9 protein-coding genes and 1 riboswitch are annotated in these 15,628 nt (G+C 54.7%); all 9 genes read left to right on the forward strand.

The window, feature by feature from the left end; translation table 11 throughout:
• Positions 1-145: 145 nt before the first annotated feature.
• The 9 genes from MKY86_RS03445 to MKY86_RS03485 all read left to right on the forward strand — a co-directional run bounded on the left by MKY86_RS03445 (position 146) and on the right by MKY86_RS03485 (position 15,567).
• The gene (locus MKY86_RS03445; RefSeq protein WP_076078988.1) at positions 146-1,000 is read left to right on the forward strand and encodes a glycosyltransferase family 2 protein; all 855 of its coding nucleotides are present in this window, start codon (positions 146-148) and stop codon (positions 998-1,000) included.
• Positions 987-2,177, forward strand: coding sequence for a glycosyltransferase family 4 protein (locus MKY86_RS03450; RefSeq protein ID WP_076078989.1), 1,191 nt, complete (start codon positions 987-989; stop codon positions 2,175-2,177). Before MKY86_RS03445 ends, MKY86_RS03450 begins: the two co-directional genes overlap by 14 nt.
• Entirely contained in the window at positions 2,174-3,313 is a 1,140-nt protein-coding gene (locus MKY86_RS03455) for a glycosyltransferase family 4 protein (protein WP_076078990.1), read from the forward strand. The genes MKY86_RS03450 and MKY86_RS03455 overlap by 4 nt, the downstream gene beginning before the upstream one ends.
• A gap of 101 nt (positions 3,314-3,414) precedes the next feature.
• Complete coding sequence (locus MKY86_RS03460; protein WP_076078991.1) at positions 3,415-4,515, forward strand: glycosyltransferase; 1,101 nt, start codon at positions 3,415-3,417, stop codon at positions 4,513-4,515.
• 4 nt (positions 4,516-4,519) lie between these two features.
• Complete coding sequence (locus MKY86_RS03465) at positions 4,520-5,860, forward strand: UDP-glucose dehydrogenase family protein (protein ID WP_076078992.1); 1,341 nt, start codon at positions 4,520-4,522, stop codon at positions 5,858-5,860.
• 1,306 nt (positions 5,861-7,166) lie between these two features.
• Positions 7,167-8,540 (forward strand): sugar phosphate nucleotidyltransferase, encoded by a 1,374-nt coding sequence (locus MKY86_RS03470; protein WP_076078995.1) that lies wholly within the window; start codon positions 7,167-7,169, stop codon positions 8,538-8,540.
• Between the two features lie 137 nt (positions 8,541-8,677).
• Positions 8,678-8,758, forward strand: a riboswitch (cyclic di-GMP riboswitch).
• 14 nt (positions 8,759-8,772) lie between these two features.
• The gene (locus MKY86_RS03475; RefSeq protein ID WP_340826156.1) at positions 8,773-11,094 is read left to right on the forward strand and encodes a PA14 domain-containing protein; all 2,322 of its coding nucleotides are present in this window, start codon (positions 8,773-8,775) and stop codon (positions 11,092-11,094) included.
• A 195-nt stretch (positions 11,095-11,289) separates the two neighbouring features.
• Positions 11,290-12,810, forward strand: coding sequence for a glycosyl hydrolase (locus tag MKY86_RS03480; protein WP_076078996.1), 1,521 nt, complete (start codon positions 11,290-11,292; stop codon positions 12,808-12,810).
• A 72-nt stretch (positions 12,811-12,882) separates the two neighbouring features.
• Entirely contained in the window at positions 12,883-15,567 is a 2,685-nt protein-coding gene (locus MKY86_RS03485) for a discoidin domain-containing protein (protein WP_083684965.1), read from the forward strand.
• Positions 15,568-15,628: the final 61 nt, after the last annotated feature.

Here is a 15,628-nt window from a genome sequence, read left to right on the forward strand (position 1 = left end):
CTCGCATCGGAAGCATAAGCTGTCTTCTGATTTCTACCGCAGCTAGCGGTTCTAATCAGGAAATCTAAACACAACAGCGGCCGTAAGCCCAAACTTTTCTCGGAGCGACGACACACACCGGACCATCAGAAGGAGGATACCTATCATGGATTCAGTAACAAGCGTGCTTGGCGGCCGGGGAAGCTACCCGATCTCGGCGGTCATCATTGCCCAGGACGACGAAGTTCGGATATCCAAAGCCATTCAGTCCTGCCGGTTATTCGCCGATGAGGTGGTTGTAATCGACGGAGGAAGCACAGACGGGACCGTAGGGCTATCCGAGAGCCTGGGATGCCGGGTGTATGTCAACCCATGGCCCGGATATGCGAAGCAAAGGGAATTCGGAGTGGAACGTGCCATCCATGATTGGGTCTTCCTGATTGATACCGACGAAGTGGTCAGCGAGGAGCTGGCCCGGGATATCCTGGAGCGCAAGCCGGGACTGACCGATGCTACGGTGGCGTTCTCGCTGTACCGGATTGGCGACTTCCTCGGCAAATGGCTGGATAAAGGCGAGTATCTGGTGCGGCTGTATAACCGCAAGGAATACGGTATCCGCAACTCTCTGGTGCATGAGATGCCCGAGGTGTCCGAGGAACGGACGGTGAAGCTGAACGGAACGCTGTGGCATCAAGGCTTCCGCAGCATCAACGATCATGTCGCCCGGTTCAACAAATACACCGATCTGGAAGCAGAGAGTGCATTCGCCAGCGGCAAGCCGTTCAAGCTGAGCCACCTGCTGCTGCGGCCGCCGGCACGGTTCCTGCAGAAGTATTTCCTGCATGGCCTGTTCAAGAAAGGCATCTCGGGCTTCGCGGTATCCGTCTTCTGGGTGATGTATGAATTCATGGTCGGCTTCAAGCATTACGAATTGCACAGCGCAGGCAGGCTGGCCCGGCATAACGAAGCGGGTCAGGCCGAGCAGGAGAACAAGGGGGAGAGAAGCTATGTCGTACAATGACGGACTCAACATTATGACGACCGGCCTCAGCTGGCCCTCGTTACAGCCCGGAGGACTGAACACCTATTTCAAATCCGTGTGTGAGCAGCTCTCCACGCGGAATCAGGTGCATGCCCTGATCTGCAGCCAGGAAACGCCGGAGACGCCGAAGGAATTGATCATCCATAACGCCGGTGATCCGAAGGAGACGATCTGGAAGCGCAAGGATGCCTTCCAGCGCAAGGCGGCGTCCCTGATGGGAGATGGCAGCGGGCGGATAGATATCCTCTACACCCACTTCGCGCCTTACGGCATCGGGCCGGCGATTGAAGCGAAGAAGCGGGGCATTCCCGTCATCATGACCTTCCACGGCCCGTGGAACGAAGAGATGAAGATCGAAGGTCAAGGCATCAAGCATAAGGTCAAAACAACGATTGCCAAATCGATAGAACATAAGGCTTACAAGCTGGCGGACAAATTCATCGTCCTCAGCGAATACTTCCGTAACATGCTGCATGAACTGCACGGTGTGCCGCTGCATAAGATCACCGTTATTCCGGGAGCGGCCAATGTCGAGCGGTTCACACCCGCCCCCAATCGGCTGGCGGTCCGCCGGACGCTGAATCTGCCGGAAGGCGCAACAACCGTCCTGACGGTCCGCCGGCTGATGAACCGGATGGGGCTGCTGCAGCTGCTGGAAGCCTGGAAGCAGGTGGCAGAGCGGTTCCCGAATGCGATTCTGCTGATCGGGGGCAAGGGCCCGCTGCGCGGGGAGCTGGAAGAGCGGATTGCCGATTACGGGCTGGGCAACAAGGTCCGGCTGCTCGGGTACATTCCCGATCATGAGCTGGCCTCCTATTATCAGGCAGCCGACATGTTCGTCGTCCCTTCCCAGGCACTGGAAGGCTTCGGCCTGATCACCGTTGAAGCCTTGGCCTCGGGGCTGCCGGTGATGGCTACGCCGGTCGGCGGCAACAAGGAGATTCTCCAGGGCTTCCGTCCGGAGCTGCTGTTCAAGAGTGCGGCCAGCGAGGATATGGCGGAAGGCATGATTCATATGCTGAGCAACCGCAAGCTGCTGCCGGGCCGGGACGAATGCCGGAATCATGTGCTGGAGAAGTACACCTGGCAGCATGTAGGCGACAAGATTGAATCTGTATTCCTCGAAACCTTGGGAAAGGGTGTGAGCGTAGGATGATCAAAGTCGCTTATATCGACCACACCGCCAAATGGAGCGGGGGCGAGGTTGCCCTGTTCAACATCCTTACCAACATCGGTGAGCAGATTGAGCCGCTGGTGATCCTGGCGGAGGAAGGCACGCTTGCCGAACGTCTGCGGGAGAAGGGCATCGATGTCCGCATTATCCCGCTGGATGAGAGCATCCGCAGCCGCGGCCGCAATGCCGTGAATCTCGGGGCTCCGGCGGCTGCAATGAAGCTGCTGGCTTATGGCCGTAAGCTGGCTCCGCTGCTGAAGGAAGAGAAGGTGGATTGCGTGCATACCAATTCATTGAAATCGGCCTTCTACGGAGCAGTCGCTGCCAAAAAAGCGGGCGTGCCGCTGATCTGGCACATCCGGGATCACATCGGTGCGCCTTATCTGAAGCCGGTTGTCGCCAAGGCGATCCGGCTGCTGTCACGCCTGCTGCCGAACGGGGTCATTGCCAATTCCCACTCCACGCTGAATGCGCTGGAGCTGCCGCGCTCGAAGAAGACGCTGGTCGTCTACTCGGCGTTCGCCAAGGCGATCGGCGAAGGGATCGGCAAGCGGGATCAGAAGGACTTCAACGTTCTGCTGGTCGGACGGCTTGCCCACTGGAAAGGCCAGCATATTGTGCTGGAAGCAGCCAAGGCCTTCAAGCAGGACAGCCGGGTGAAGTTCTGGCTGGCCGGCGACGCCCTATTCGGGGAAGAGGAATACAAGCAGGAATTAATTGCGCAGATGCAGCAGGGGGACATCACCAATGTCAGCCTGCTGGGTCATGTAGATGATATACAAGGACTCATGAACCAAGCGGATCTGTTGATCCATACGTCGATTACCCCTGAGCCGTTCGGCCAGGTCATCGTCGAAGGCATGGCAGCCGGACTGCCGGTGATTGCCTCCAATGAAGGCGGACCGGTGGAGATCGTGGTTCCTGGTGAGACAGGACTGCTGATCCAGCCGGGAGATGCTACTGTACTTGCAGACTCCATCACCTGGATGCTGAACCATCCCGAAGAGCGTAGACGGATGGCGGACAATGGAATGAGACGGGTGAAAGAGCATTTTGTCATCGAGAACACGGTCAAGGATATTGTCGCTTACTACAAAGGTCTGCTGGCAGTTACCTGACCTTCCCGCCCCATAATGCTTAAGGCTTGCATCATATCTGTCTCTAGCCATGCGTGTACTGCTTAATGATGCTGCTCCATAAAACTTTGAGGATGATTCACATGAAAATTGCGATCGCGCACGATTATTTAATCCAGATGGGCGGGGCGGAACGGGTGGTTGAGGTTTTTCATCACATGTACCCGGAGGCTCCGATCTTCACAACGGTTTTTAACGGAAGCCGCCTGACCGATAACCTCAAAGATGCCGATATCCGGGCCTCCTGGCTGCAGAAGATTCCGGGAGTGAAGCGTAACTTCAAAGGGGTGCTCCCGCTCTACCCCATGGCTGTCCGCGATTTGGACTTCAGCGGGTATGATATCGTTCTTAGCTCGAGCAGCGCTTTTATGAAAAGCATCCAGGTGCCCGAGTCCACCTTCCATCTGTGCTACTGTCATACGCCGATGCGTTTTGCCTGGGACTATGACACGTACATGGAGCGGCAATCGAATTCCGGGTTATTCAAAAGACTGCTCAAGGTGTATATGCAGCGGCTCAAGAACTGGGATCAGCGCACCTCCAAAAATGTGAACCAGTTCGTCGCCAACTCCTCAGTCGTGAAGACGCGGATTCAGAATTATTACCACCGGGATTCCGATGTGATTTTCCCGCCGATCAATACGGCCCGCTTCACCAGCTCTACGAGCATCGGCGATTATTATCTGATTGTCTCGCGGCTGGTCTCCTACAAGCGGATCGATCTGGCGGTGGAGGCGTTTAACCGTAACGGGCTTAAGCTGTATATTGTCGGGGATGGACCGGACAGGAAGCGTCTGGAAGGCATGGCCAAGGGGAATGTATCGTTTCTGGGCCGGCTGGAGGATCAGGAAGTCACAGGGCTGATGTCCCAGTGCCGGGCGTTTGTTTTTCCCGGGGAAGAGGATTTCGGTATTACGCCGCTGGAGGCGAATGCCGCAGGAAGGCCGGTCATCGCCTATCAGGCTGGGGGAGCGCTCGACACGATTATTCCATACGTTAACGGCGTGTTTTTCCAGCATCAGGAAGTTGATGATTTGCTTAAGGCCATTGATGAGGTGGAGTCCTATGCGTGGGATATCGACCAGATTATGGGCCATGCACGCAAATTCGATGAGCAGGCGTTTATGGTTCAGTTCAAGCAGTATGTGGAACAGGCCTACGTCAATTTCCTAAAAGGAGGATGAAAGTATGAAACTCGCAGTGATTGGTACCGGCTATGTAGGACTTGTATCAGGCGTATGCTTTACCCTAAATGGAAATCATGTCATCTGTGTGGATAAGGATGAACAGAAGATCGAGAAGCTAAACCGGATGGAATCCCCTATCTATGAGCCGGGCATTGAAGCCCTGATCGAAATGAATCTGCGCGAGGGGCGGCTGAGCTTCTCGTCCGATCTTCAGGAGTCGGTCCGCCGCTCCGATATCGTCATTCTTGCTGTGGGTACACCTTCTCTGCCGGGCGGCGAAGCCGACCTGAGATATATCGAAGGGGCCGCTGCCGAGATTGCGCAGGCGATGGAAGGCTATAAGATCATTATGACCAAGTCGACCGTCCCTGTTGGAACCAATGAGCGCATCCGCCAGCTGATCTCCTCCCTCACGAATCATCCCTTCGATATCGTCTCTGCGCCTGAATTCCTCCGTGAAGGCTCTGCCATCCGCGACACGCTTCATCCCGACCGGATCGTAATCGGACTGGATAATCAGGCGCTTGAGCCGACCATGCGCGAGCTGCATAAGGGCTTCACAGAGAATGTATTCGTCACGGATATCCGCAGCGCCGAGATGATCAAATATGCCTCGAATGCTTTTCTGGCGACGAAGATCTCCTTCATTAATGAGATTGCCAACATTTGCGAAAAGGTAGGAGCGGATGTCACCGAAGTCGCAGGCGGCATGGGGATGGACCAGAGAATCGGTGCGACCTTCCTGCAGGCCGGTATCGGCTATGGCGGCTCCTGCTTCCCGAAGGATACCAATGCGCTGATCCAGATTGCCGGGAATGTGGATTATGAGTTCAAGTTGCTCAAATCCGTCGTTGAAGTCAATAAAGGCCAGCGCTTCATGATTATCTCCAAGCTCCATGAATCGCTCGGCAGCCTGCGCGGCGCGGTCATTGGCATCTGGGGGCTTGCCTTCAAGCCCAATACCGATGATGTCCGCGAAGCCCCGGCCCGTGAGATCGTCGAGGCGCTGGTCGCCGAGGGCGCCATCGTCAAGCTGTACGATCCCATCGCTGCCGAGAATTTCCGGCGCGAGTACGATCACCCGCAGCTCCGCTGGTGCGGACTGGCCGAAGAGGCAGCCGAAGGCAGCGATGCTGTCTGCCTGCTGACCGACTGGAGCCAGTTCAAGGAGATCAACCTGCACCAGCTTGCCGGAACCATGCGCCGCCAGGTGCTGATCGACGGCCGCAATGTCTACACCAAAGAGCAAATCGAAGGCACCGGCCTCGAATATATCTCCGTTGGTCGCCCGCAGATGGGCGGGCTTAGCGGATTCTCCGCCAGCGTGGCTGGCGCGGTCTAATCTCTCTGGCGGAGTGCGCCGGCAGTGGTCCGCACGGCGAATGAGAGGGATAAATCCCATTAAATGCGCCGAAAGCGGGCTGGACGGCGAAATGAGAGGGATAAATCCCATTGAATGCGCTGAAAGTGGGCTGGACGGCGAAATGAGAGGGATAAATCCCATTGAATGCGCTGAAAGTGGGCTGGACGGCGAAATGAGAGGGATAAATCCCATTAAATGCGCCGAAAGTGGGCTGGAAGCGGAAATGAAGAGCATAAGTGCCCCTGAATCTCGGGAAAGTTGGCTAAACGAGCAAATGAAGAGCATAAGTGCACCTGAATTCTCGAAAAGTTGGCTAAATGAGCGAATGAAGAGCACTAGTGCACCTGAATCCTCGAAAAGTTGGCTAAACGAGCAAATGAAGAGCATAAGTGCCCCTGAATCTCGGGAAAGTTGGCTAAACGAGCAAATGAAGAGCATAAGTGCACCTGAATTCTCGAAAAGTTGGCTAAACGAGCAAATGAGGAGCACAAGTGCACCTGATTTCTCGGATGTTGGCCAAATGGAGGAAATGAGGAGCACAAGTGCACCTGAATTCCGGGAAAGTTGGCTAAATGAGCGAATGAGGAGCACAAGTGCACCTGAATCCCGGGAAAGTTGGCTAAACGAGCAAATGAAGAGCACTAGTGCACCTGATTTCTCGGATGTTGGCCAAATGGAGGAAATGAGGAGCACTAGTGCCTAGTACTTAACTAACTAGCTTCTGCCGCCGCGAACTTGTGCGGCGAGCCCTTGGCACAAGAGTCTTGAATCTCGATCTTGAATTCCATTGTCTTGGAACTCTTGTTCTCTCCAGCCGCTAGGTCAGCGGCAACGCCTTGGAACAAGCGGCACTTAAGAGTCTTTGAGTCTTTGAGTCTTTGAGTCTTTGAGTCTCTGAGCCTTTGAATCTTTCGCCGCTGCAACAGCAGCGGCAACCAGGCTACCACTGCTGCCGCGCAAGCATAGCGGCATCCTGGCCCCTTGCCGCTACAACAAGCGGCAAGATCGGATCTTTAGCCGGGAGCTTCGCCTGCGGGCGAAGCGGATGTAAAAGCACAGCCTGTTATGAAATGGAGCGGAGAGGAATTTTGGAGCTGTAGGAGCGTTAGCGTCCGCCTTTGTATTTGGATTTCTACCGCGAGGAGCGGTTCTAATCAGGAAATCCAAATACAACAGCGGCCGTAAGCCCAAAATTCCTTGCAGCGACCCTCATAACAGGCGGGTTTTTACCACACAGCTCCGCAACAAGAAATACCCAATAACAATACGATATGGAGGGTTCACTATGAAACTAGTACTTCTATCAGGCGGCTCCGGCAAGCGGCTCTGGCCGTTGTCCAATGATTCACGCTCCAAGCAATTTCTGAAGGTACTGGCAAGCCCGGCAGGTGAACCGGAATCAATGGTACAACGGGTATGGAGACAGCTGGAGGAGAACGGCATGGCCGGGTCCTCGTATCTGGCGACCGGGCGCAGCCAGGTGGAGATGATCCAGAGCCAGCTCGGCAGCGGGGTGCCGATCATCGTGGAGCCGGAACGGCGGGATACCTTCCCGGCTATTGCGCTGACGGCGGCCTACCTGTATTCCATCGCGGGGGTGTCCCCAAGCGAGACCGTGGCGATTCTGCCGGTGGACCCATACGTGGAATCCTCCTTTTTCGAAACGGTGCTGCAGCTGGAGAACACCATGCTGGTGAGCGGGGCGAACCTGGCGCTGATGGGCGTAGTTCCCGAGCATGCTTCGGAGAAATACGGCTACATTATTCCAACGGGCGCAGATGCGGGAGCGAATGGTTACCTGCAAGTGAGCCACTTCCAGGAGAAACCGGACCGTGTGCAGGCCGAGGAGCTGATCGGCAAGGGGGCGCTCTGGAACTGCGGAGTGTTCGCCTTCCGTCTGGGTTACCTGCTGGATATCCTGCAGCGCAAAGGGCTGCCGCTCAATTACGAGGAGCTGCAGAAGCAGTATAAGCTGCTGTCCTCGATTAGCTTCGATTACGAAGTGGTGGAGAAAGAAGAGAACATCGTCGTGCAGCCTTACGCTGGATTCTGGAAAGACCTGGGCACCTGGAATACGCTGACCGAGGAAATGACCAGTAACCATGTGGGCAAAGGATTCATCACTGCTGACTCCGAAGGCACCTGCCTCATTAACGAGCTGGATATTCCAATCACGGTAATCGGGGCGAAGGATCTGATTATCGCCGCCAGCCCGGACGGCATTCTGGTGACGCACAAGGCCGAGAGTCCGCGGATCAAGGAAGTGCTGAAGACTTTTGAACAAAGACCGATGTACGAAGAGCGCCGCTGGGGCCACTACAAGGTGATCGATTATGTGAAATATGACGAAGGCAACGAGGTGCTGACCAAGCGGATTTTCATAGGCGAGGGTAAAAATATCAGCTATCAGCTGCATCACAAACGCAGTGAAATCTGGACCTTCGTCAGCGGGGAAGCCAGCATTGTCATCAATGAGAAGATGCATACGGTGAAGGCGGGAGATGTGGTAAGGATACCGGAAGGAACCAAGCATGCCATTCTTGCTCTTACCGATGTGGAGTTCATTGAGGTGCAGACGGGGTCGGAGCTGGTAGAGGAAGACAATATCCGTATTACCCTGGACTGGGAGGATATCGATCTACATCAGTTCATTTCGTAGGTATAACTTATCTATTTAACCAATTGTTACAATTTTAAATCAGGCATTTAGAACTATTTTTCAGACAAAATTTGTTTTTACTCTACATTAAATTTGCATATCGACGATACTTACGGTAAGAGGGATTGATCCTTCCAAAACGACAATGGCAAACCTAATCGAAAGATAGGGACGCAAAGCTATAGGGCCTTCGCAAGAGTGGCAGCCTGGCTACCGAAAGGAAGAGAATATTGTGAAAACTTACCGTAAGTCTCGTTTGCTCTGCGCTGTGCTGTCGCTGGCCGTGGTATTGTCTGCTGTACCCGTGGGACTGGGAATCGCCCCGTCCACTGTCAAGGCTGCTTCCTCTACAGGAGCGCCCGTGAACCCTAATGCCTCAGCCGAGGCGGTCAAGCTGCTGAACAGTCTCTATGGGATCTCCGGGAACGGAATCATTACAGGGCAGCATGACTATTTCGAAAGTCCGGATGAGCTGAGCAACAAGCTGAAGGGAACAAGCGGACAATACGCCGCACTGCATGGTTATGAGCTTGGAGCAATCGGTGGACAGAGCGAGAGCGGAGTAGCTGCACAACGCAAAAATATCGTCTGGAGTGCAACGAACTGGTCCAGAGCGGGCGGCATTGTCGCCATGACCTTCCACCAGAATCTGCCGGGCACCAAGTACGAATGGTCCAATGTGCAGAAGCCAATCACTCAGGCACAATTCAACAAATACGTAACTCCAGGGACACCAGAGTATAATGCGCTGATCACCGATCTGGATAAAGTAGCTGTCTCTCTGAAAAGTCTGCGGGATGCTAAGGTTCCGATCCTCTGGAGACCGTACCATGAAATGAACGGCGGCTGGTTCTGGTGGGGCAAGAAAGACAACTTCACTGCACTATGGAATATTATGTATGACCGGTTCGTGAACGTTCACCAGTTAAATAATCTGATTTGGGTATGGAACCCGAATGCGCCGAATGCCAACTCTGATCCCTATGCACGGACCTATCCGGGCGCGGACAGAGTGGATGTGCTGGCAGCAGATATATATAATAACGACTACTCCAATAAATATCATGATGATCTGACCAGCCTGGCTGGCGGCAAACCGATCGGCATCGGCGAGAACGGCGAAATGCCGAACATCTCGAAGCTGAAGCTGACCCAGCAGAATTACGTGTTCATGATGAACTGGGGAAAGATGCTCTATGAGAATAACAGCACGGCTACGATCAAGAATTTTATGAATGACAGCTACACACTGACCCGTGACCAATATAAGGCCTGGTCTGCTCCGGCGGCGGCTCCTAAGCCAACGGCAACGCCAACGCCTACCGCAACGCCTACCGCAACGCAGACTGCAACACCAACGCCGACTGTAACACCAACGCAGACTGCAACACCGACACCAACGGCAACACCAACCGTTGCGCCGATTCCGAAGCCGGTCCCAACCTCCGGTAATACGGAGAGTAAGCCTGCCCAGAATGGCTTGCTTGGTGAATACTTCAAGAACATGACGCTCTCGGGGACACCGGTTATGGTGCGTACCGATGATGTCATCAGCTTCAATTGGCGTCAGAGTACTCCTAATACCGCACTCGGCGCGGATTACTTCTCGATCCGCTGGACCGGCCAGATTAAGCCCGCTTACAGCGAGACCTATCAGTTCTATACTACATCGGATGATGGTATCCGCCTGTGGGTGAACGGCACAGCAGTCATTGACAGCTGGGTCAAGCAGAGCGGAACTGCCCGCACAGGAAGTATAGCCTTGACTGCCGGGCAACTGTACGATATCAAGGTAGAGTATTACGAGAATGCAGGCGATGCGAATGTTCATCTGATGTGGCAGAGCCCCAGCCAGGTGAAGGGAACCGTACCTGCAAGTGCGCTTTTCTCCAGAGCAGGCAACACATCCATACCTGCTCCGGCTGCAACAGCAGTACCGACAACGGTACCAGCAGCGACAGCAACGCCGGCACCAGTAACGACACCAATGCCAACACCAGCACCAACACTGACGCCAGCACCGACACCAACGCCAACACCGGTGCCTACGCCGACAGCGGTTCCTGTTCCCGTTCCTTCTCCTACAGCAACACCGGCGGATCCGCCGGTAGAAGTTCCTGCTGCCAATGGACTGTACGCGGAATACTTCAATAACATAACGCTATCGGGCGAACCCGCTGTAGTGCGTACCGATGCTGTGCTTGATTTCAACTGGCGCCAAGGCACGCCGGATGCCGCTATCGGCATAGACTTCTTCTCTGTCCGCTGGAGCGGAAAGATGAAGCCACTCTACACGGAGACTTATCAGATCTACACCACTTCCGATGACGGTATCCGCGTACGGGTGAACGGTGAGCTTGTGATTGACAGCTGGGTGAAGCAGAGCGGCACCGAACGCATGGGCAGCATCAGCCTGACCGCAGGCGAGCTGTATGATATTCAGGTAGAGTATTATGAGAATCAAGGGGATGCAAAAGCGCGGCTGATGTGGCAGAGTCCAAGCCAGGCCAAAGGAACCATTCCGGCAAGCGCGTTGTTCCTCCCGTCCGCTTAGTAAGCTCATAAGGTCCGCAGCTGTGTTCAACATTGGCGCTGTTACTGGTTAAGACGTTACAATTATAAATCCTGTAAGCCACTCTTAATGGCCCTGCTTACCAGCAGGGCTACTAAGCTATAGAAAGGCAGACAATCCGGCAGGTGTAACCTCCGGGGCCCTGCCGGAGAGTGTGGCTGAAGAAAGGAGATTACATTGAACACTTACCATAAGTACAGGCTATATACAACTATTTTTCCTCTAATCCTTATCCTTTCATTGCTTCCATGGGGGGAAGGGCGCAGTCTGCCCGCAGCCGCCAAGGTTACAGCACCTGCCGCCCCCGCTCCCATACAGCCCATTAATCCTTCGGCCTCCAAGGAGGCTTCCGCACTGTTAAGCTATCTCAGTAATCTCAGCGGCAAGGGGATGATATCCGGCCAGCATGATTACCTGGAGAGCCCCGATGAATTTAATAATAAGCTCCGCACCACAACCGGCCGCTATGCCGTTCTGCATGGCTATGAGCTGGGAGCCATAGGCAACCAGTCCAAGGAGACCATTGCCAAGCAGCGTCAGGCTGTCGTGGACAGCGCCATCCGTTGGCATGAGGGCGGCGGTATTGTCGCCATGACCTTTCATCAGAATCTGCCGGGAACCGCGCCGGTATGGACCAATGTGCAGAAGCCGCTGAGCCAGAGTCAATTCAAGCTGTATGTCACTCCCGGAACGCCGCAGTACAAAGCCCTGGTCGCTGAGCTGGATGAAGTGGCCAAGTATCTGGGCGAGTTGCGCGATGCCGGAGTTCCGGTGTTATGGCGGCCCTATCATGAGATGAACGGCGGCTGGTTCTGGTGGGGGCAGAAGGATGAATTCGCGAAGCTCTGGGACCTGGTCTATGACCGCATGGTGAATACGCATAAGCTGAATAATCTGCTGTGGGTATGGAATCCGAATGCTCCCAACAAGTCGTCTGAGCCGTATGCCGCCTATTTTCCCGGCATCGCTAAGGTGGATATTCTGGCCGCCGACATTTATGACAATGATTTCAAGCAGTCTTATTATGACAGCCTCCTGAAGCTGGCGGGCGGCAAACCGATCGGAATCGGGGAGAGCGGAGAGCTTCCAGACCCTGTCATCATGTCTCAAAAACAAAGCAAATGGGTATATACGATGACATGGGGCAAGATGCTGGTTGAGAATAACCCGACCGTGAAAATTCAAAGCTTCATGAACCATAAATACACGGTATCGCGGGAGGATTACAAGCTCGCGGGGGGTGCCAAAACGCATGCGGCGGCTGTAAGCTCAAGGAACGGCCTGAGAGGCCAGTATTATGGCAATATGGACCTGTCCGGCACACCGCTGCTTACCCGTAACGACAGCACCCTTCAATTCAACTGGCATGGCAATTCACCGGCTCCCGGCCTTCCCAAGGATGCATTCTCGGTACGCTGGACCGGGACCCTTAAGCCTCTCTACAGTGAAAAGTATACGTTCACCGCTTCTTCGGATGACGGCATCCGCGTATGGATCGGCGGCAAGCTCCTGATCGACAGCTGGAAGAACCAGAGCAGTGCGAGCAAGGAGGGCAGCATCACGCTCTCTGCGGGTACCCCCTACGCCATCAAGGTGGAGTATTACGAGAACCGCGGGGATGCCAGCGTCAGTCTGATGTGGAGGAGCCAGAGCCAGAAGCAGATGATTATTCCCCAGAGTGCGCTGACGCTTCCTTAAGGAAGCCCCCGCAGAAGAAGTGTGACGTAACCGGTACAGCATAGAATTCCGGAAGAAAGCGAGGACAAGGGAATGAGGACTAGAGTTCAAAAGAAACCCAGTAAATATCTCCACAGGCTACTAAAATTTGCAGCATTGATCATCTTGATTCTGTTGTCCGTCTCTGTCTTCGGAGATTACGGGACGAAGGACGGTGAAGATGATGTGGATCTGTCTTCATTGTCGGCGGCCAAGGATGCCGGTCCTGAGATGCCGGAAGGAACTGTTCTATGGAAGCTTGGCAAGCATGACGGCTCTGCCGGTGAGTTCAAGGCGGCAGGTTCAAACGGGGTGAAGAAGACGCTCAGCATAGCTTCAACTACTGCTAAGTCGGCAGAGCTGAAGTCACTGCCCTCCGGCCTGCACGGGGAGACCAACCCGGAGCTGCGGATTCAGTATGAGCTGGATAAGATCCCGGAGCACGGGGTCTTATTTCGCGTGAGCATTATCGATGCTTACAAATCCGTTCCCCAGATGAGCGTGTTCTCCAACCGTCAGCTCTCAGGCATTATTCAGATCGCCGGGATTGCCGGAACAGGCAGCAAATACGACTTCCGCAAAACCTATGAGCTGTACATTCCCAAAGAGCAGCTCATCAGCGGCACCAACGAGCTGACGCTGCGGACGGCCAGGGGAATCTATTCCTCAGAGGCTGAGGATAAGTACAACTGGTGGACCTGGGATAATCTGAGTCTGGAGGCGCTGAAGTCTCCGATTAAGGAGCCGATTCACGGCAGCTATACGCTGACGGGGACGGTGGTGAATAACAAGCAGTTTTATTTTGACGAGGGGGCGGTTACGCATCTGCCCTATATTATGAAGTGGCTGGGCGTAGCCTATAGCGGCAATATCATGCGGACCAGCTGTGCCAGCGATGTGGGCCGCTCGTGTGAGAATATGGAGGAGTATTACAAGGTCCTGAAGGATTACAATATGCAGGCCGTAGCGCTCTATCTCTACACAGGCGATATCAAGCTGAAGGCGGACGGATCGCTGCCCGAGGATGCCGAGAAGAAGCTGACGGAATATTTCCAGAAGTACAGCCCGTACTTCCAGTATTACGAGGTGGATAACGAACCGGGTCTGTTCAACCGTTCCAAAGCGGTCAATCTGGCCATAGCCGGGTGGCTGAACAGCAAGGGTAAGACGATCGCACCGCATCTGCAGACGGTTGCACCCGGATGGGCCTACTGGCCGGGCTACAGCGAAGACTCGTGCGGCAATCAGAAGGGGCCGGTGAAGCAGTGCGGAGACCCCGACGGCTGGGAACGCGATCCGAAGCAGCGCGATGAGCTTGAAGCGGTAACGGATCTGACGAATGGCCATTCTTATGGGGATTCCTATATTTTCGGACAGGGCGGGAGCTTCACGGAGAACCTGAAGACCTTCGGGGGCTCGCTAGACGGCCTTAGCAAAAAAATGCTCGCCACCGAGTTCGGCACCTCGGACTCCCATGTGGACGCGTATCAATATGGGGCCAAGGAGCGGACTTCAGCGGTGTTCGACCGGATTATGCGGGCACATATCGGCTATGCCGAGATGTTCGTGCAGCATGCCGCCTTTTTCAAAAATTTCAGCCTGTTCAAATACGGCTTCAATCTGGAGGATCATGATCCGGCGGCTACAGAGATCTACTACACCAAGGAAGGCGAAGAATCCCGCGTCAGTATCATGCGCAGGCTGGATCTGGCTTATGCTACACACGGCGCTCCGCTGACCTACCAGATCAGCAATAAGGAGGAGCTGAAGGATAAGCTGGTCTACGTAAGAGCAGTGGACACCTCCACGCTTGAGCCGCTGGCGGGCAGCAAGGCGACATCCAACAAGGTGCTGGTGAACTTCGTCAATTTCGAGGAGACCGAGCAGACCGTTAAGGTTAAGATCACTATGCCGAAGAAAACGGTGTACGAAGGAGAACGGTTCGGCAAGGGCGATACTTATGCGGAGGCCCGCAGTTATGTAACCGGCAGAGCCGCTTCGCCGGAGCTGGAATTCACGGAGACGCTGGCTCCGGGAGAAGGCGTGCAGTACATTCTGGAGCCTTCCTCCGAGGTGGCGGATACGGCGCCTCAGGGCCTGAAGGCGACTGCTGTCAAGGGATTATCGATGCATCTGAACTGGCTGGAAGCCCCCGGAGCAAGCTATGAAGTGCTCCGGGCGGACGGCCCGGACGAGAAGCTGAAGGTCATCGCTACAGCAGTGAAGGGAACGGAGTACAACGACAGCAAGCTGAAGGAAGGCACACTTTATACTTATGCTGTAAGAGTGTCCGGCTCTGGTGTGATGTCAGAGAAGACACAGATTACAGCAACCGGACTTGTCCCGCTGGACCGGGCAGGCTGGAAGGTGACGTCCAGTGTGAGTAAGGAGGCTTCCAATCCGGCAGGTGCCATTGACGGAGACCGGCGGACCCGCTGGGATACGGTCAAGCATCAGGCTTCGGGGGAGTACTTCCAGATTGATCTGGGCGCAGAACATACGGTAGAAGCTATAGATATGGATTACCCTTTATCGCCATATGATTATCCGCGCGGCTACACTGTCCACGTATCGGAGGATGCCAAGAGCTGGAGACAGGTCGCAGCGGGCAAAGGCCAGCTGGAGAAGACCAAGATTACGTTTGCTCCGGTCAAGACCCGGCATATCAAGATTACCCAGACAGGCTCCGGAGGCAACTACTGGTCCATTCAGGAGCTGCAGGTGTATTCAAGAGAATGAAGGACGGCATAATAACCTCCGTGGAATTCAGCCCACCGGGGTTTTTTTCTATCTAACGAAT

The organism is Paenibacillus sp. FSL R7-0333, from assembly GCF_038000365.1.
Taxonomy (GTDB): Bacteria; Bacillota; Bacilli; order Paenibacillales; family Paenibacillaceae; genus Paenibacillus_AQ; species Paenibacillus_AQ silagei.

Coding starts and splice junctions, on each gene's coding strand:
- MKY86_RS03445 (WP_076078988.1), top strand. CDS start 146: ATGGATTCAGTAACAAGCGTGCTTGGCGGCCGGGGAAGCTACCCGATC.
- MKY86_RS03450 (WP_076078989.1), top strand. CDS start 987: ATGTCGTACAATGACGGACTCAACATTATGACGACCGGCCTCAGCTGG.
- MKY86_RS03455 (WP_076078990.1), top strand. CDS start 2,174: ATGATCAAAGTCGCTTATATCGACCACACCGCCAAATGGAGCGGGGGC.
- MKY86_RS03460 (WP_076078991.1), top strand. CDS start 3,415: ATGAAAATTGCGATCGCGCACGATTATTTAATCCAGATGGGCGGGGCG.
- MKY86_RS03465 (WP_076078992.1), top strand. CDS start 4,520: ATGAAACTCGCAGTGATTGGTACCGGCTATGTAGGACTTGTATCAGGC.
- MKY86_RS03470 (WP_076078995.1), top strand. CDS start 7,167: ATGAAACTAGTACTTCTATCAGGCGGCTCCGGCAAGCGGCTCTGGCCG.
- MKY86_RS03485 (WP_083684965.1), top strand. CDS start 12,883: ATGAGGACTAGAGTTCAAAAGAAACCCAGTAAATATCTCCACAGGCTA.